Annotated in this window: 13 protein-coding genes and 1 pseudogene; 5 read left to right on the top strand and 9 right to left on the bottom strand. The window is 69.2% G+C overall.

Features of this window, described 5'->3' with window-relative positions; all coding sequences use genetic code 11:
• Positions 1-16: 16 nt before the first annotated feature.
• The 3 genes from E3O22_RS16435 to E3O22_RS12665 form a co-directional block, all read right to left on the bottom strand.
• Entirely contained in the window at positions 17-2,095 is a 2,079-nt protein-coding gene (locus tag E3O22_RS16435) for an FAD-dependent monooxygenase (protein WP_241976638.1), read from the bottom strand.
• A gap of 80 nt (positions 2,096-2,175) precedes the next feature.
• A complete protein-coding gene (locus tag E3O22_RS12670; RefSeq protein ID WP_241976637.1) occupies positions 2,176-3,429 on the bottom strand; it encodes a type III polyketide synthase in 1,254 nt (417 codons plus the stop codon).
• A gap of 55 nt (positions 3,430-3,484) precedes the next feature.
• Positions 3,485-4,336, bottom strand: a complete 852-nt coding sequence (locus tag E3O22_RS12665) for a phosphatase PAP2 family protein (protein WP_134394943.1) — start codon at positions 4,334-4,336, stop codon at positions 3,485-3,487.
• Positions 4,337-4,398: 62 nt separating this feature from the next.
• Between E3O22_RS12665 and E3O22_RS12660 the strand changes: the two genes are divergently transcribed.
• Positions 4,399-4,614 (top strand): hypothetical protein, encoded by a 216-nt coding sequence (locus E3O22_RS12660; protein WP_134394944.1) that lies wholly within the window; start codon positions 4,399-4,401, stop codon positions 4,612-4,614.
• A gap of 218 nt (positions 4,615-4,832) precedes the next feature.
• Positions 4,833-5,771, top strand: a complete 939-nt coding sequence (locus tag E3O22_RS12655; protein WP_134394945.1) for a phosphodiesterase — start codon at positions 4,833-4,835, stop codon at positions 5,769-5,771.
• Here the strand turns inward: E3O22_RS12655 and E3O22_RS12650 are convergent.
• The 6 genes from E3O22_RS12650 to E3O22_RS12625 all read right to left on the bottom strand — a co-directional run bounded on the left by E3O22_RS12650 (position 5,701) and on the right by E3O22_RS12625 (position 12,039).
• The gene (locus E3O22_RS12650) at positions 5,701-7,431 is read right to left on the bottom strand and encodes a stealth family protein (protein ID WP_134394946.1); all 1,731 of its coding nucleotides are present in this window, start codon (positions 7,429-7,431) and stop codon (positions 5,701-5,703) included. The genes E3O22_RS12655 and E3O22_RS12650 overlap by 71 nt on opposite strands.
• A gap of 149 nt (positions 7,432-7,580) precedes the next feature.
• Positions 7,581-7,784, bottom strand: a complete 204-nt coding sequence (locus E3O22_RS12645; protein WP_134394947.1) for a hypothetical protein — start codon at positions 7,782-7,784, stop codon at positions 7,581-7,583.
• A 157-nt stretch (positions 7,785-7,941) separates the two neighbouring features.
• Entirely contained in the window at positions 7,942-8,316 is a 375-nt protein-coding gene (locus E3O22_RS12640; protein ID WP_134394948.1) for a DUF488 domain-containing protein, read from the bottom strand.
• 50 nt (positions 8,317-8,366) lie between these two features.
• The gene (locus E3O22_RS12635; RefSeq protein WP_134394949.1) at positions 8,367-10,382 is read right to left on the bottom strand and encodes a thioredoxin domain-containing protein; all 2,016 of its coding nucleotides are present in this window, start codon (positions 10,380-10,382) and stop codon (positions 8,367-8,369) included.
• Positions 10,383-10,463: 81 nt separating this feature from the next.
• Entirely contained in the window at positions 10,464-11,147 is a 684-nt protein-coding gene (gene pnuC, locus E3O22_RS12630; protein ID WP_134394950.1) for a nicotinamide riboside transporter PnuC, read from the bottom strand.
• A gap of 136 nt (positions 11,148-11,283) precedes the next feature.
• Positions 11,284-12,039 (bottom strand): metalloregulator ArsR/SmtB family transcription factor, encoded by a 756-nt coding sequence (locus E3O22_RS12625; RefSeq protein ID WP_134394951.1) that lies wholly within the window; start codon positions 12,037-12,039, stop codon positions 11,284-11,286.
• A 121-nt stretch (positions 12,040-12,160) separates the two neighbouring features.
• Here E3O22_RS12625 and hrpA point away from each other — a divergent pair, with 121 nt between their 5' ends.
• The 3 genes and pseudogenes from hrpA (at position 12,161) to E3O22_RS12605 (ending at position 18,526) form a co-directional block, all read left to right on the top strand.
• Complete coding sequence (hrpA, locus tag E3O22_RS12620) at positions 12,161-16,057, top strand: ATP-dependent RNA helicase HrpA (RefSeq protein ID WP_134394952.1); 3,897 nt, start codon at positions 12,161-12,163, stop codon at positions 16,055-16,057.
• Between the two features lie 224 nt (positions 16,058-16,281).
• A pseudogene (locus tag E3O22_RS16430) lies at positions 16,282-17,403 on the top strand (DUF222 domain-containing protein); the annotation flags it as partial.
• Positions 17,404-17,515: 112 nt separating this feature from the next.
• On the top strand, positions 17,516-18,526 hold the full coding sequence (locus tag E3O22_RS12605) for an aldo/keto reductase family protein (RefSeq protein WP_104099560.1): 1,011 nt from the start codon (positions 17,516-17,518) through the stop codon (positions 18,524-18,526).
• The last annotated feature ends 131 nt before the right edge of the window (positions 18,527-18,657 follow it).

Raw genomic sequence — 18,657 nt, 5'->3', positions numbered from 1 at the left:
GCCCGGCGGCGGCGAGCTACAGCCAGCGCATGGTGAAGGCGCGGGCGAGCACGGCGCTGGCGGGCGGCGCCGCGAGGGCGCGCACGAGGCCGTTCCGCGCGCGCAAGCGAAGCCCCTGCACGGGTCCGCCCATCGCCATGTTGAAGTCGGCCTGCCGGGCGGCCATCCGAGCGCTGCGCCGGCGGCGGCGGTCGTAATCCCCGAGCACGCCTGAAGCGGCCTCCGGATCCCGCAGCGCCCGTTCCAGCGCCGGGGCCAGCTGCAACGCGTCGAGCCAGCCGAGGTTCATGCCCTGCCCGCCGATCGGGCTGATCTGGTGCGCCGCGTCGCCGATGAGCACGACCCGTCCCGCTACAAGACTCGTGGCGAGGCGCTGCTGCACCGAGAAGGCGCTGGCCGCCGCGGTCGTCGGAGGCAGCTGCGTGCCGGTGCGGGCACGGATGAGCGCAGCCAGGTCGTCGGACGTCGCATCCGTCTGCAGGGTCGGGGTCATGGCCACCCAGCGGCGCCGGCCTCCCGGCAACGGGAACGACTCGACCACACCACCCCGCTCGAAGAAGAGCACGGCCTCCCCGGGATGCTCCCCCGTGTCGGGGTAGTCGCTCATCAGGTACGTCTCGCCGCCGGTGCGCGCGGTGCAGCGGATGCCGAGTAGGTCGCGCACGAGACTGCGGGCGCCATCGGCGGCGACCACGTAGCGAGCCTCGAGAATCTCGCCGCCCGTCCCGACCGTCCCGACCCCCTCGACCGTCCCACTCGTCCCGCCTGGCTTCACCGTCTCGACTGTCGTAGCCGTCTCGACCGCGACCCGATCACCGCGCTCCGACACCCCGGTCACCGTTACGCCGCCGCGCAGCCGGCCGGGCGCGAGTTCGGCGAAGCGCGCGCGCAGCACGGCCTCGGTCTCGAACTGAGGCAGAGAGATCACGCTTTGCATCCGGTCGACGGTTTCGGTGAACGCCAGCCGGCCCAGCGTGCGCCCGTCCGAGCGCACCACGCCGCCGCGGATGCGCACCGCCCGGGCCAGCACCTCCTCCGCCACACCCAGTTGATCCAGTGCCCGCAACGACGGCGGGTGGATGCCGATGGCCCGGGATCGCAGCGACGGCTTGCCGCGCTGCTCGATCACCTCCACGTCGACACCGCGCACCGCCAGCAGTCCGGCGAGCAGGATGCCCACCGGTCCCCCGCCGACCACGATCACATCCCGAACCCGTGCCTCGCTGTCGTTCGCCTGCCCCCGCTCGTGCACGTGCGCGCCTTCCGGTTCCCCCGATCGAGAGCGCCCGTTGCGCCGGTCCCTCCTGACCGGAAAGGACACGCTCGCCGACGCCGTGTCAGCAAGAACCGACCCAGACGCCGACACGGCCGACGCGAGCCCGGCAGACGCCGGTCCGGCCGGCACCTCCCGGCGCAGCACGAGGCGCGACGGATGCTCCCGCGTCACCTGCCACCCGGGCGGCACCACCTCGCGCAGCTCGGCCGCCGTAAAACTGCGGCGAATGGAGGTGAGCCCGTCGTCGCGGATGAACGACCGGCGAAAGAGCGGCCAGGTGCCGAGCCCGAAGCCGAGGTACGCGAACCGGCTTCGTTCGATGTCGGCGTGCAGCACCCGGTGCGCGGCGAGCCGTTCCGAATCGGCGAGCAGTCCGCCGAGCTGTTCGCCGGTGAGGTGGTGCAGCACATGGTTGGAGACGACGACGTCGAACCGGCGTCTTTCTGCGACGAGATCGGAACTGAGCGCCCGCCGAAACGTCAGTCCGGGCAGAGGGGGCAGGCTCGTCGCGTAGGCGTGCGCGCGGGCATCCGGGTCAACGGCCGTGATGCGCAGGCGCAGGCCGTCCCGGGCGGCCCAGCGGGCCAGCGCCCGCGCCACGTCGCCGCCGCCGCAGCCGACGTCGAGCAGGGTGTTCTCCCGGGTTTTCGACAGCAATGGCCGGATGTCGCGCCGGTACATCCCGCGCCACCCCGACACCACGGCGTTCACAAACCGGAAGTTCGCGTAGGTGCTGGCAAGTTTGTCGGGGTCGCAGTCGGGGTCGTCCATGAGCTCGACGGCGTCACTCGCGCGCCGGCGCAGCGACGGAACGCGCAACGACGAGACGCCCAGGAAGGGTCGACTCCGCGACGATCGGCGCGCCGAAGCGAAATGCATCGACGGGATGCCCACTTCCGCTACCCGGCGGTGACGGTCATCAGCCCGGATTCGACCGTGAGCCCCGGGCCGAACGCCATCGCGCAGACCCGCTCGCCGTCATCCGTGGCCGGGGAGTCGAGGATGGCCTTGAGCACGAACAGGATCGTCGCGCTGCTCATGTTGCCGAAGCTGCGGAGAGTCTCCCGCGAGGGCACGAGCTGCGCCTCGCTGAGCCCGAGTTTCGCCTCGGTCTTGTCCAGGATGCTGCGCCCGCCCGGGTGGATCGCCCAGTGCGCTATCGCGGTGGCCGGTGTGGTGACCAGGACGACGTCAACCGGGGCGACCAGGGTTGCGACCGACCCGGCCGAGACACCCTCCGACACTCCGGCAGGCAGGAGCGGCGGCACCCTGGAAGGCACCAGCGCCGGCGCCAACACTGCGCTGAGCGCGACGTCCCGCGCGAAGAGGGGCGCCAGCGCCCCCTCGATGTGCTGGTCGATGATGTGCGGCACGTAGGTGCTGAGGATCATCTCGAACCCTTCGTCGCCGATCTTCCAGGCCATGTCCCCCTCTCCGATAGGCGTGATCACGGTCTCGAACAGGTCGAGGTTGAGGGCCTTCTCACCCGCAGCGGGGGCGCGGGAGCTGACGATCCCGGCCGCAGCTCCATCCGAGAACAGCGAGGAGGCGACGATCGTGTCCGGGTCGTCCGAGGTGCGCAGGTGCAGCGAACACAGCTCGGCGCTGACGACGAGCACGACGGCGTTCGGGTCGGCGTCGACGAACTGCTTCGCCGTGCGTAGGGCGGGCATCGACGCGTAGCAGCCCATGAAGCCGAGGTGGTAGCGCTGGGTCGCGGGGTTCAGGCCCAGCTCGCGCACGAGCATATAGTCGGGTCCCGGAGCGTAGAACCCGGTGCACGACACGGTCACCACATGCGTGATGTCCGAGGCCTCGATGCCGGGGCACGCCTCGAGGGCCCGCCGCCCGGCCTCGACGAACAGCTTCGTCGCCTCCACGATGTAGAGCTCGTTGCGCACCCGGGTGCTCGGCTTGAGCAGCTGCTGCGTGGCGGCGTCGAAGAACTGGGGATCGGACGACGCGCCGTCGAGGGTGAGCTCGTCGATGACGGTGTGCCGGGTGTCGATCCCGGACAGGTTGAACGACGCGGTCACCAGGCGCTGGGCCAGGCGACTGAGTCCCGGCTGGGCGGCGAAGACGTCGCGCACCTGATCCTGGATCAGTACTGTCGGGGGGACCACGGTCTGGAGCGCTCTAAGAGTGACGGACATAGCCCCAGTGTTACACGTGGGCACGGCCCGGCACACCCCCGTAAATGCCGTCAGATCAGGGCAGCGGGGCGAACAGACGGATGCCCGTGAGCCCGATCCCGAGCCCCGCGGCAACGATCGCGGTGACGCCGCCGATGTACGCGACGAGGGTTCCCGGGGTATCGCCGAACGCGCGGAAGTACGTGACCAGGAACGCGGCGACCGCGACCGCGGCGAAGGGGATCAGGATGCGTCGCTGCAGGCGGTCGACTCTGGGCGGGCGGGCGTTCTTCCCGCCGCGCGGCGCAGCGCCCATCGACCACGGGCCGCGGGTCAGCACCAGGCCGGCCACGCAACCCCAGACCGCCACGACGAGCAGGGCCGCGATGACATCGCTGGGCCGGTGCCAACCGTTCGCCAGCGTGGCGACCCCGGCCAGGATGGCGAAGCCGGAACCGCCGAGGGCGGCGAGGCCGCGCGTGCGGGGACTCGCGACCAGGAAAACGGCGAGCGCGGATGCCGCCGCCACCGTTGTGTGTCCCGAGGGGAACGAATTGCCGTCGTAGCCCTCCACCCCGAGGTCCGGCCGGGTCAGGAGCATGATCTTCAGCAGCTGAGTGCTCAGCACGGCGGCCAACGCTACCCCGCTGGCCACGATCAGGGTCCTGACGTTGCGCCGAACGACGGTCACCACCCCGGTGAGCAGAAGTCCCGCGATGACGGAGACCAGCGGAACGGCATCCAGCAGCTCCTGCGCGAGCGGGGTGACGCTGCGGCGTCCGAACTCCGCGCCGTCGAAGGCAAGCTGGTCCATGGCTTGGCCGGAGAGGGTGCGCACGAAGTAGAGGTAGAGCCCGGCGAACAGGATGATTGCAACGAACGCCCCCACCAGGTAGCGAACGGGGCTGATCGACGAAGAGGTGCGCACGCTCTAGCTTCGCACGCGGCGGCGCGGTTGACTCCGTTCGGTATCGGCGTAGCTTCTGAAAGATGGTCGGGAAAAAGCTGGGGCAGGCACGGGTCGCCCGAAATTCGCGCAGAAAGAGCGAAGCACAGATCGGCGGTTTCACGGGTCTGGAGGGAGACTTCGGGGCGGAACGGCGTCGCGCCACGGAGGCCGCCCACGAGCACACCGGGCCCTACGAGGACGACAGCTTCGACAAGTCGGTCTTCCCCGATTCGACCTCGGGTCTGACCCATCCCTAGGTGAGCCACCTCGTCCGAGCAGCCGTTGCCGGTGCACGAGGGCACGAAGAAGACCACGTCCTGATCTCGCGGTGACGACGGGCCCGGAAGTGAAACCTCCGGGCCCGTCAGTGTGTTCGCGCTCCATTCACCTAAGGTTCAGCCCATGCTGCTTAAATAATCAGAGTAGAGTCGGCGAACTCAACGAAGAGTCCTTAGCCCCAACGAATGGATGCTCCGTGAACATTCGAACGGCCGAATACCCCAGGCCGGATCATTTTCTGCTCCACCTCAGCGACACCCACCTGCTTGCGAACGGCGGTCGCCTGTACGATCAGGTCGACAGCACCGCCCATCTCGCGCAGCTGTTCGCGGAGGTCGAAGCCTCCTCCGGTCGACCCGACGCCATCATCATCACGGGCGACCTGGCCGACAAGGGCGAACCGGATGCCTACCGGGCCGCTCAACGGATCGTCGAGCCAGCCGCGGCGCGGCTCGGTGCCCGCGTCTTCTGGGTGATGGGCAACCACGACGATCGGGCGGCATTCCGCACCACGCTGCTGAACGAGCCGGCGACCACAGAGCCGATAGACCATGTCGACTACATCGGCGGCCTGCGCCTGATCACGCTCGACACCTCCGTTCCCGGCCACCACCACGGCGCCGTGACCGACGACCAACTGCGCTGGCTGGCCGGTCAGCTGAGCGTTCCAGCGCCGGACGGCACCATTCTGGCCATGCACCACCCGCCCGTGCCGAGCGTGCTCGACCTGGCCGTGTCGGTCGAGTTGCGCGGCCAGGCCCGTCTGGCACAGGTGTTGCGCGGCTCGGATGTGCGCAGCATCCTCGCCGGGCACCTGCACTACTCCTCGACCGCGACGTTCGCGGGCATTCCGGTGTCGGTGGCGTCAGCCACCTGCTACACCCAGGATCTGAATGTGCCGGTCGGCGGCACGCGCGGCCGCGACGGGGCACGCACCTTCAACCTCGTGCACGTGTTCGCGGACACGGTGCTGCACTCGGTCGTTCCGCTGGGCGACTACCCGGCGCTGGACTACATCGACGCGACGGAGAGCGCGCGCCGGCTCGCCGGCGACGGCATCCGGATCATGCCCGCGGGTACTCTGCCAGCGTTCCGCGAACCCCCGATGACCACACCGATCCCGGTTCTGCACTAGACGGCGGCGTGTGCCCGGCCTGGCCGGGAACGAGCTGGTTCTCGCGTTCCCAGGGGGCGACGATCGGGAAATAACGTTCGAGGAAGTCGGTCACGGCAGCGCGGCGAACCTCGTCGGAGATCTCCGGGTTGCTGCCGTCGTTGAGGCAGAACATGTCCTGGTCGCGGCGCTTGCGCAGGGCGTTCATCTGACGCAGCGCCAGCTTGAGCGTGGTTTCGATGTACAGCGAGCGCGCCTGGGTCTGCTCGACCGCCCGCCCCGTCATCAGCGCGTAGTAGTGGTACAGCGAGTTCGTGACCGAGATATCGGTCGCGGAGCGGAACTGGCTGGCCGCGGTGCGGGCGAAATCGTCGGGGAACTCCGCTTCGAGTTCCTGCATCACAGTCCTGCGGAGCGGCGCCGCCGTGTGCTCGAGGTGCCGCGTGGTGACCTTGCCGAAGCGATCACGCAGCAGGGCGCGGTTGACCCGGGCGCCGTTCTCGAACCCACTGCGGCTAATGTTGTTCTCGCCGAGGCCGATCCGGGTGGATGCCTCGATGAACTTGGTCACGCCGCCCGGCGAGAAGAACAGCTCCGGTCCGACCGGGCGGCCGAAAAACATGTCGTCGTTGGAATAGAGGAAATGCTCGGCCAGTCCGGGGATGCGGTGCAGCTGACTCTCCACGGCGTGCGAGTTGTGCGTGGGCAGAACACTCAGGTCGGGGAAGAAATCCTCGCTGCGCATGATGGTGACGCGCGGGTGCTCAGCCAGCCACACCGGGGCCGGCGAATCCGTGGCGATGAAGATGCGGCGCACCCAGGGCGCGAACATGTAGACGCTGCGGAGGGCGTACTTGAGCTCGTCGATCTGGCGGAAACGGGCATCCGAATCGTCGCCGTCACCGACGACATAGGCCTGCATGCGCTTGGCCCGTTCACGCTGGAAATCACTGGACGAGCCGTCGACCCAGGAGAAGACCATGTCGATGTCGAAACTGACGTCGCTGGCGAGGTCGTCGAACATGTGTTGCAGGGTGCGCCAGGTGCGCCCGAAGAGGTCGATCGTGGTCTCGCGGGCCTCCGCACGCGGCAGACGTGCCCGCATCAGCGAGTTCTCGACGGGCGCGACGATCTCATCGTCGCCGAAGTGCCAGAGCTCGAACTGGAAGGCCGTCTCGGCGCCGTAGCGCAGGCGGCCGATCGGCTCGATGCGCGGTCGGTAGACCCGGAAGACGGATGACTCACGCAGCGTCGTCAGGGCGCCGTCCGCCAGGAGCAGGGCCGGGGTCAGATTCCCGTCGAGGGGCTTGGCGTAGAAGGGTTCGTTCGCGAAAGCCTCCGCAAGGATGCGGGTGAGGTTCTTGCGGCGTTTGCGGTCGACCGCGATCACCGGGCGGTCCCCGTCGCCGCGCACGAGCAGGAAGTCGATGCCGGCCCGTTCGAGCGCGTCGCGGACCGCGAGGAGGTCCTTGACCATCGACTCGTGGGGGGTGAAGTGACCGTTGATCAGGTTGATCTCGCCCTTGCGCACGACCACGTCATCACGGTCGAAACGGCGGGTGCGCGGGTCGGGTGAGAGCAGCACGAGCTCGGGTTCCTGACTCAGCGTCAGCACGGGCAGGTTGTCTGCCGGTTCGTTCGAGGAGCGACGCTCGGTTTCCGGGCGATCGAACGTGGCCATGGTCCTCCTCGAGAAGAATTGGGAACGCTCATTCACGAGGCAACCACACGCAGTGCCGGGGAGAGTGCGTCCGTTGATGCCGGACAGCAACGACCGGTTCAGAGACCGGAGCGAAGCAGCCGGCGGAACGCGGTGGCGCCGCTCCTATTCTACGTCTTCTGCGTCCCCCGCTCGCCGCGGTGACGGGACCGCCCGGTGATCGCGGTCGAGCTTGTGCGCAGGCTCTCCTCGTCGTGGCCGACGGCTGTCAGCCAGGAGGTACCGAACGCCAGGCGGGAGTACCCGATCGCGCCGACGACCATGCTGGACGCGGTCGCCAGGAGTCCGGCCCCGATGGTGATTTCGGGGACCATCGCCGGAGTCCGTCCGGTCGTCGGCGCCGACCGGTGAGGTCGGCTGGTATGAGGTCACCGGCTTGAGGATACCGGCTTGAAGTCACCGGCTTGAGGTCACTGCGGAGGCCGGACGGCCGGCGCGATTTCCGCTCAGGTGCCGGGTCAGGCGGACGGGTCAGGCCTTGTCGATCAGATAGTCGGCCAGGATCCGGGCGTGGTTCACCATCGGGTCCCGAGCACCGTAGAGCAGCGTGGTTGTCGTTCGCGTCTCCTCGTCGCGGGCGATGAGCGTGCGGAGTTCCTGCACGGCCGCCGTCGTCTCGGGCGCGGTGTCGAGTTCGGCCCGGTAGCGCACCGCGAACTCGTCCAGCCGGGCCCGGTCGTGGTTCCACCACCGGCGCAGGTCCGGGCTGGGCGCGATCTGCTTGAGCCAGGCGTCGAGCCGGGCTCCCTCCTTCGAGACGCCGCGCGGCCACAGCCGGTCGACCAGAACCCGGGTCCCGTCGGTCGCGGAAAGTTCGTCGTAGACCCGCTTGATCTGTATACCCATCTGTCCATTCTGTTCCCGGCGCGGCCACCGGCCGACCAGTCTCCGTCCGGTCAGGCCATCGGCAGGTCGGCCGGATCGGTGATGGGCAGGCGGCAGACGAAGTCACGGCAGAGGTAGGCCGTCGGCAGACCCTGGTGTGCGACCCGGTCGCGGAACAGTTCGAAGCCGGCGTCGGCGAAGGCCTGCGCCTGGACCTCGGTGACGGATGCGACGAGCCCGCTCCCGCGTCGGCGCACCGCGTCGAGCAGTGCGGCGGGTTGCCCGGGGGCGGCCCCGTCCGGCCCTGCCCCCGGCCCGACCACGTCCGCCCCGACCACCACGAGTTGTTCCACGGGGCCGGTCAGAATGCCGGACAGTCGCAGGGCCGCCCCGAAGGCGAGCGGGCGTTCGAGCGCGCGCTCGGCCAGGGCCGCCATCGCGGCAACCGCGGCCGCGCGGTACCGGTCGTCGCCGGTCAGCAGGTAGAGCAGGTTCGCCGCCTCTGCGGTCGCCGTGATCCCGGACGGATAGGCCCCCTCCGACGGGTCGACGTCCAGGGCGAGTCCCTGCGCGGCAAGCACCGGGTCGGGCCCGTCGGGAGCGCGAAACGGCATCCCGCCGGCGTTAGTGCCGAGAGTGACAGTGCCGGCGGTGGCGGCGTCGGTGGGAGCACTGGTGCCGGGAGTGCCGGTGCTAGGGATGTCGGCGGCGGGCGGTACCGTTTTGGCATCCGTTCCCCCCAGCGTGCCGTCGATGAGCCGGCGCGCGGCCGCGGCATAGCGCACCTCGCCCGTGGCCAGAGCAAGCTCGAGGAGACCCTGTGCACACATCCCGAAGTCCTCCAGGGTGGCCTGAGCGGCAGACGTGCGCCCCGCGATGGAGGCCCGCACGAGGCTTCCGTCCCGGCGCAGGTGACGCGTGAGCAGGTAGTCGGCGGCCCTCGCGGCCGCCGTCGTGAGGTCAGGATCAGCGAGGGCGAACCCGGCGCGGGCCAGGGCTCTGATGGCAAGGCCGTTCCAGCCGGTGAGCACCTTTTCATCGAGCGCGGGAGGCTCCTCCTGCAGCCGGGCGTCCTCGTCCAGGGTGTAGTAGACGCCTTCGACGCGGCGACCGGCAACGGTGCTCTCGGAGTCCTGCGCGCTGGCGAACCCGCCGCCGGGCAGGCGCAGCACGGTCGTGAGGAACCCGGCGACACCCTCGGCGACCGTCTGCGCCCATTTCTCGCCGGTGAGCTGCCAGGCCTGGGTGTAGAGGTCGAGCAGCTGCGCGTTGTCGTAGAGCATCCGCTCGTAGTGCGGGTCGCTCCAGTCCCGGTTCACGGCGTAGCGGAAGAAACCGCCCTCCACCGGGTCGCGCAGGGGCGAGGCACCCATGCGCTTCAGGGTGCGCAGGGCGAGGGCCTGCGCTTCCGGAGCCTGGCCCACGGCGCCCGGCCGGCCGAGCAGAAACCCCAGCACCGGCGCTACGGGAAACTTGGGCGCGCCACCGAATCCGCCGAAGCGGGGGTCTTCCAGGCCCACGAGTTCGACCTGGACCCGGTCGAGCGCGGCGGGGCTCGGTAGCGCTCCGCCGTCACCCCGCTGCACGGCGGCGGCCGCGAGCGCCTCGGCGACGAGGGACGCGCTTGCGGTGACCTCGGCGCGGCGGTTCGTCCAGGCATCCGTCACCGCTTCGAGCACCTGCCGGAACGACGGATGCCCCGGCAACGGCAGCGGCGGAAAGTAGGTGCCGGCGTAGAAGGCCTGCCCGTCGGGGGTGACGAACACGTTGAGCGGCCAGCCGAGCCCGCCCACGAAGGCGCTGGCCGCGGCGAGGTAGCTGGCGTCGACCTCGGGATGCTCCTCCCGGTCGACCTTGATGCTCACGAAGTGCCCGTTCAGGTAATCGGCGAGTTCCGGGTCGCTAAAGCTCTCCCGGGCCATGACGTGGCACCAGTGGCAGGTCGAGTAGCCGATCGAGACGAGCACGGGCAGATCGCGCAGCCGAGCCTCCACGAAGGCCTCCGAACCCCAGCCGTACCAGGCAACGGGATTGTCGGCGTGCGAGCGCAGATAGGGGCTGATTGCGTCGACGAGGTGGTTGGACATGCCTCCATTGTGCCGCTGTCCCCGGCCCGACGCTCCCTGCGTCTTTCTTCAACGAACCTGAGCGGAGCAGGTCAGGGCAGGTCAGAGCCGGGCGGCCGCCAGGTCGACGGCGAGGGTTCTGCGGGCGCGGCGCTGCACGCGCATCCAGACGAAGAAGCCGGCGAGGGTGAACGCGCCGTAGAAGATGTAGAGGATGGCCGAGGCGTAGTAGCCGGCGCTGAGCAGCAACGGCACCCCGACGATGTCGACCACCACCCAGATCAGCCAGAACTCGGTCCAGCCCTTCGCCATGCCGTACGTGGCCAGCAACGAGCCGGTGAAGATCCAGGCATCGGCCCAGACGGGCTCGAACGAGCCGAGCGCACGGAAGACCGGCGTGAGCACCAGGGTGCCCGCGACGAGCCCGAGTCCGAGCAGGATGCGCGCGCGAGCACCGGCCCAGTGCGGGGCCACGGCAGCCTGCGCGCTCCCCCGACGATGGGTGGACCACTGGACCCAGCCGAAGATCGACACGACGATGAACATGATCTGCCGCCCGGCCTGGCCGAGCAGATTGATCGGGTTGGGCGTGCCGAACACGGCGCCGAGGAACACCGTGAACAGCAGCACGTTGCCCGCGATTCCGATCGGCCAGGCCCACACCTTACGGCGCATCCCGCCGACGGCGCTCAGGATGCCGAAGGCGTTGCCGATGATCTCGCGCCAGAGAATGGTCTGGGTTCCGATCTGCAGCTGTGCGTCGAAAAGCCACTCGATCGGGTTCATCCGTCATCTTCCTCGCCGGGCGGTTCCCGCCCTCCCCAACCTAACCCTCCTCCCGGGCCGTTATTCCCAGTGGCGGCGGGGCAAAGCGAGACGGCGCGAGGCGGAGCGCGTCAGTTCACGTCGTCGGGCTGCGCGCTCACTCGGCCGGCGGACTCGGCTCGGCCCACTCACTTCCGAGGTGCAAGTGGCACAGCTCGGGACCCACGAACGGGCGCAGCCCGACCTGGTCCGGGTCGTGGCCGAGCTCGCGGGCGACCCCGCGCACGAGGCCCAGGTGCACCGAGCAGATGACGTCGGGGGCGTCCCGCGCATCGGCGCGAAACGGGCAGGCCAGCAGGGTGATCAGCGGGGCGGAAACGTCGGCGACACCGTCGGAGGCACCGGCGTCCGCCGCGGACTCGGCTTCCGCAGCCGGAGCCGGCTCCACCGCCGAAACCAGCTCCGGATCGAAGCCGAGCCGGTCGAGGATACTCAGCAGCGGCGCGATGCCCTCTGCGGCGCTCCCCCGCAGCTCGTCGGCGTAGCTCTCGGCCCAGGTCTCACCGGCGCGGATCGCCCGGGCCCGCCCGCTGTCGGCGTCCTCGGCGAGCGCGGTGGCCAGCACCCGGCTCAAATCGTGCTGGGCACCGCCTTCCCGGGCGGCGGGTCCAGCGGTGAAGAGGATTCGCGGGCGGCCACGCGTTCCCGCGCGCCCGACGGCGCGCCGGATCAGGTCGGCGTTCTCGAGCTGATCGAGATGGAACCGGGCGGTCGTCACGTGCAGCCCGATGCGCGCCGCGACCGCGGCGGCGTCGAGCGGGGTGGCCGATCCCATCAGGAGGTCGAGCACTTGGCGGCGCGCGTCGGAGGCAAGGGCGGCGTGCCGGTCCCCCGTCCCTTCGTCGTTGATCATTCTTTGATGCTAACATCGTGCGGTTAAAAACGCGCCGGTACATCCACAGCCGTCGGGCCGATCACCAGGCGAACCCGGGCAGCATCCGTCGTTCACCGCGAGGTCATACGATGGAAGGCTCATGATCCCCGTCGAAGTCACCTTCCCGCCCGAGCTTCCGGTCAGCCAGCGCCGGGAGGACATCGCGCGCGCCATCCGTGACAACCAGGTGGTCATCGTCGCCGGCGCGACGGGTTCCGGAAAGACCACCCAGCTGCCGAAGATCTGCCTCGAGCTGGGCCGGGAGAACATCGGCCACACGCAGCCCCGCCGTCTCGCCGCGCGCACGATCGCTGAACGCATCGCCGAGGAGCTCGGACAGGAGGTCGGCCAGACGGTCGGCTACCAGGTGCGGTTCACCGACCAGGTCGGCCCGGACACCCGCATCAAGCTGATGACCGACGGCATCCTGCTCAACGAGATGCATCGCGACCGTCTGCTGCGAAAGTACGACACGATCATCATCGACGAGGCGCACGAGCGCAGCCTCAACATTGACTTCCTGCTCGGCTACCTGCGGCAGCTGCTGCCGCAGCGCCCCGACCTCAAGCTCATCATCACGTCCGCGACGATCGACCCGCAGAGCTTCGCCGAGCATTTCGCCACGCCCGACGGCACGCCGGCCCCGATCATCGAGGTCTCCGGGCGAACCTACCCGGTGGAGATCCGCTACCGGCCGTTGGTCGCCGAGGCGATGGACGGGGACGACGACGACACGACGGATGCCGCGCCCACGGTGGACAGGGACTACATCGAGGGAATCTCCGCCGCGCTCGATGAACTCGAACGGGAGTCCAGCGGCGACGTTCTGGTCTTCCTCAGCGGTGAGACCGAGATTCGGGACGCCGCGGACGCCCTGCAGGGCAAGTACGCCTCCTCGGGGCGCACCAGCCCCACCGAGATCCTGCCGCTGTACGGGCGGCTCTCCTCCGCCGACCAGCACAAGGTGTTCCAGCCGTCGAAGGTCGCCGGCGTGCGACGCCGCATCGTGCTGGCGACAAACGTGGCCGAGACCAGCCTGACCGTGCCGGGCATCCGTTACGTCATCGACGCCGGGACCGCCCGGATCAGCCGGTACAGCGTGCGCTCGAAGGTGCAGCGGCTGCCGATCGAGGCCATCTCGCAGGCCTCCGCGAACCAGCGCTCGGGCCGAAGCGGCCGCACCAGCGACGGTATCGCCATTCGCCTCTATTCGGAGGAGGACTTCACCCGCCGGCCCGAGTACACCGAGCCGGAGGTACTGCGCACGAACCTGGCCGCGGTCATCCTGCAGATGATCTCGCTGGGCCTCGGCGACATCGCCGCGTTCCCGTTCCTCACCCCGCCCGACTCGCGCGGCATCAAGGACGGCCTCGACCTGCTCGCCGAGCTCGGCGCGGTGGCTGCTGTCACGGCCGGCCACAAATCCGGCATCTCCAAGCCCGGTATCTCCACACTGACCCGCATCGGCCAACAGCTCGCAAAGCTGCCCATCGATCCTCGGTTCGGACGAATGGTGATCGAGTCCAAGACGCAGGCGGTGAGCCGCGAGGTGATGGTGATCGTCTCCGGGCTCACCATCCAGGACCCGCGCGAACGGCCCCTCGAGCGCCGCGCGCAGGCCGACCAGCAGCACGCCCGGTTCACCGACCCGACGAGCGACTTCCTGAGCCTGCTGAACCTCTGGAACTACCTCGAGACGCAGCAGAAGGAGCTCGGTTCCAGCGCCTTCCGACGCCTCTGCAAGAACGAGTTCCTCAACTATCTGCGCGTGCGCGAATGGCAGGACGTGTACAAGCAGTTGCGCCAGATGGCCAAGCCGCTCGGTCTCCACATCGGGGATCCCAGCGTGAATCCCGATGGGATCCACCGTTCGCTCCTCGCCGGTCTGCTTTCCCACATCGGTCTCAAGGACACCGCCAAGAAGGACTACATCGGCGCGCGCCAGCAGCGTTTCGTGATCTTCCCGGGCTCGGCGCTGGCGAAGAAGCAACCGAACGCCGTGATGAGCGCGGAACTGGTCGAGACCAGCCGCCTGTTCGCCCGGATGAACGCGGTCGTCGACCCCGCGTGGGCCGAGCCGCTCGCCGGCGACCTCTGCAAGCGCAGCTACTCCGAGCCGCACTGGGAGAAGAAGCAGGGCGCGGTCGTCGCCTACGAGCGGGTCACCCTGTACGGGGTGCCGATCGTGCCGCGCCGCCGGATCCAGTTTTCCCGGGTCGACCCGGCGTACGCTCGCGACCTCTTCATCCGGCACGCGCTCGTCGAGGGCGAATGGGACCTTGACCGAATCGACCAGCGCGTCACGGCCTTCGACCGGGCGAACACGAGCCTGCGCAAGGAACTCGCCGAACTCGAGGAGCGCACGCGGCGCCGCGACATCCTGTTCGACGACGAGGCCGTGTTCGAGTTCTACCAGAAACGCATTCCGGCCGACGTATGCTCGTCGCGCACGTTCGAAACCTGGTGGCGCCAGGCGCGCACCCAGACGCCCGATCTGCTCACGATGACCGCCGAGGCACTGGTGCCCGAGGACGCGCCGGAGATCGACGAGGCCGTGTTCCCGCCGATCTGGCGCCAGGGCGACCAGAAGTTCGCGCTCGGCTACCGGTTCGAGCCCGGTGCGGACGACGACGGCGTGACCGTGCAGATCCCGCTGGCTCTGCTCGCGAGGCTCTCTCCCACCGGCTTCGACTGGCAGGTACCGGGCCTGCGCGCCGACCTGGTGACCGCACTGATCAAGTCGCTGCCGAAGAGCATCCGTCGCAACGTGGTGCCGGCGGGGGACTGGGCCAAGCGACTGTTGAACGAGTTGCCGCCGGCGCCGGGTGAGGTCTCGGTCGGGGTGTCGGGCCTGGGCGAAGCCACCCGCGGCTCCATGTTCGACCGCGACGATGTCCCCTTCACCGAGACGCTCGCCGCCCTGATCCAGAAGCTCACCTACGTGTCCGTGAAGGCGAACGACTTCGAGCTGGTCCGGGTTCCGGCCCACCTTCGCATGACGTTCCGTGTCGTGGACGAACGCGGTCGCCCGAGCGCCTCCGGCAAGGACCTGCTGGAGCTGCAGCGCCGGCTCGGCACCCAGGCCCGCGAGAGCGTGGCCGCGGCATCCGCTGCCACCCCCACCAACGCGATCGAGCGCTCCGGCCTCACCACCTGGGACTTCCCCGAGCTGCCCAGGTTCCTCGACACCAAACAGGGCGACAACACCATCCGCGGTTACCCGACCCTCGTCGACGAGGGCACCTCGGTGGCGATCCGCATGATGAGCACGGAGGCCGAACAGGCCCGCACCCTGCCCGGCGGGGTGCGCCGACTGCTGCTACTCGCCACGCCCTCCCCGGTGGCCTACGTGCAGCAGCACCTCACGGGGGCCGAGAAGCTCAGCCTGGCCACCAGCCCGTACCGCAGCACCCAGGCGCTGTTTGACGACTGCCTCGCGGCGAGCGTCGACGACGTGCTGTTCCGGGTGAAGCCGGGCGGTCAGGTGTTCATGCGCGCCGAGTTCGACACCATCCGCGACCGGGTGTCCGGCGTGGTGATGGACTCCATGTTCGACACGGTGGGCCTCGTCGCCCGCATCCTCGCCGCCGCGCGCGTCGCCGACAAGGCGCTCAAAGCCTCCACCAGCATGGCCCTGCTGCCGGCCCTGACGGATGCCCGCGCGCAGCTGGCCGGGCTCGTCTACCCCGGTTTCGTGAGCGCCACCGGCCTCGTGCAGCTGCGGCACCTGCCACGCTACTTGGCCGGCATCACCGCCCGCATCGTGAAGCTCGGCGACAATCCCAGCCGCGACCGGGTCTGGATGAACGAGAGCCAGGCAGCCACCGGACGGTTCGAGGATGCCGGCGGCAGGATCCCCTTGCAGGCGAACGCGGCCGCCAATCTGGTGCGCGGGCGCTGGCTGATCGAGGAGCTGCGGATCAGCCTCTTCGCCCAGGAGCTCAAGGCCGCCGAGCCCGTGTCCCTGCAGCGGATCCACAAGGCCCTGACCGGCTGAGGTCTCCGTCGTTCTCGGTATCCGGCACCGCTGCGCTGGATCATCGGTAGCCCACCTGCCCGAAGTCAGCGTTGAGATGGTCCTCCCAACGATCCCTCATCGATACGGTTCCGGGCGGGGCTCCTAGCGGGGCTCCATTAGGAGGCGTATATAACTACGATATATCTCTAGTTTTTTCTAGGCTAGCATGGTTTATTTGTTCACAATGAGGTAAACTCGGGTTTGTGATCAACCTCCTGGAACACCCCGAAGCGGACGCCGCGCACGGCCTGTCCGCGGCGGCTCGGGCGGTCGCGGAGCTGCATGCTCTCGCGGCGGGGCTCGGGGAATCCCTGCGGTGTTCGGCGGTGCGCGGTCTCGACGACGACGGCCTGCTGCAGGTGACCGCGGCGGTCGAGGTCCTCGGCCGGCGAGTCTACGCGCTGCGGGTGGCGGCCGCGGCGGAGGTCGCCGACCGGTGCCGGCCCGAGCTCGGCACCGGGCAGCTCTCGGCGAAGCGGGGCTGCCGCACCGCCGGAGAACTACTCGAGCGCCTGACGCTCGTCTCCGGGCCGACCGCGGGGCGACGGATGCGGTTGGGCAGGCAGCTGCGCACCGATCGCTCCCTCGGCGGCGAACCGCTGCCGCCCACCTTCCCCGCCACGGCCATCGGCCTGGCCACCGGTGCCATCGGCGTCGACACGGCCGACGCGATCCTCACCGCGTTGACGCCGACACTGCGGTGCACCGACCTGGACTCGGTACAGGCCGCGGAGAGCGAGCTGGTCGCCTCGGCCACCGGCACCAGCTCCGAAACCCCGGTGCCGGCGTCGGCGGATGAGATCCGGTTGCAGGGTGCGGTCTGGAGGGCCGTGCTCGCACCCGACGAGTCCCCGCCCAACGACCACGCCCTGATGATGCGCGGGATCCGGCTCGGCCGCGAACGCGACGGCATCGTGCCGGTCTCGGGGCGTTGATGCCCAAGATCGCCGGCAAGCTCCGCCGCCTCTTCGACGCGTACCTGTCGCCGCACGAGCGGGACGGTCGCCTTCCACCAGGCAGACGCAGCCGACCGAGAGGCAGAACGGGAGCAGGCGCCGCACGAGCGGGACGACCGTACGCCCGACCAGCGGCGCCACGACGTGCTCGCCGTGATCCTCGACGTCGCCTCCCGGGCCGGGGAGGCCCCGACCATCGGCGGCGCCCCGGCCACGGTCCTGGTCAATGTGCGGGAACAGGACCTGAACGCGGACTTCAGTCAGGGCCGCGGCGTCGGCTGGATCGACGGCGTCGACACCCCGATCTCGATCAGCGCCGTCACAGACCTGATCAGCACCGGCGGACAACAGAAAGTCGTCATCACCGACGAGGGCCGCATCATCGCCCTCGGCTCACCCGAACGGTGCTTCACCGCCGCGCAACGCCGGACGCCAGGGCGGGTCGCCAGGGGCTCGACAGACATCCGCTTAGGCTGTAGGCATGGAATTCCGCTATCTCGGTTCATCAGGCCTGAAAATCTCCGAAATCACCTACGGCAACTGGCTCACCCACGGTTCGCAGGTCGAGAACGACATCGCCACGCAGTGCGTGCATGCCGCGCTCGACGTGGGGATCACCAGCTTCGACACCGCCGACGTCTACGCCAACACGAAGGCGGAGTCCGTTCTCGGCGACGCTCTCAAGGGCCACCGCCGCGAAAGCCTCGAGATCTTCACCAAGGTCTATTGGCCGACCGGCCCGCGCGGCCACAACGACGTCGGGCTGTCCCGCAAGCACATCATGGAGTCGATCAACGGTTCTCTGACCCGGCTGCAGACCGATTATGTCGACCTTTATCAGGCCCACCGCTTCGACACCGAGACCCCACTGGAGGAGACGATGCAGGCCTTCGCCGACATCGTTCGGCAGGGCAAGGCGCTCTATATCGGCGTCAGCGAGTGGACCGCCGCGCAGCTGCGAGCCGGCCACGCCCTCTCCCAGGAGTTGGGCTTCAGCCTGATCTCGAGCCAGCCGCAGTACTCGATGCTGTGGCGCGTCATCGAAGACGAGGTCGTGCCGACTTCGCGCGAGCTCGGCGTCGGCCAGATCGTCTGGTCCCCCGTGGCCCAGGGTGTGCTCACCGGCAAGTACAAGGCAGGCCAGGCCCCGCCGGCCGGCTCGCGCGCCACCGACCTCAAGGGCGGCGCCGACATGATCAGCCGCTTCATGAACGACGACGTGCTCACCCGGGTGCAGAAGCTTGAGCCGATCGCCGCCGACCTCAACCTGTCGATGGCGCAACTGGCTGTGGCCTGGGTGTTGCAGAACGACAACGTCTCGGCAGCCCTCGTCGGAGCTTCCCGCCCCGAGCAGGTGCGCGAGAACGTCGAGGCCGCGGGAGTGAAGATCCCGGCCGAGAGCATGAGGCAGATCGACGAGGTACTCGGCGACGTCGTGGAGCACGATTCCGCGATGACCGCGGCTACCGCACCGCAGAGCCGCCCGGCGTAGGGCAGGCTCGGCGTCACACTGCTCGGCCCGAACGAGAATCGCCGTTCGTACCGAGAGTCGCCGCCACTGCGGGGACTCTCGGTACAAACGGCGACGGTCGCTGCGGTGTTCCTAGAGCAACATTCCTAGAG

The sequence above is a fragment of the Cryobacterium sp. TMT2-18-2 genome, assembly GCF_004402245.1.
GTDB lineage: Bacteria > Actinomycetota > Actinomycetes > Actinomycetales > Microbacteriaceae > Cryobacterium > Cryobacterium sandaracinum.
This window is presented reverse-complemented; position numbering and strand designations above follow the sequence as displayed.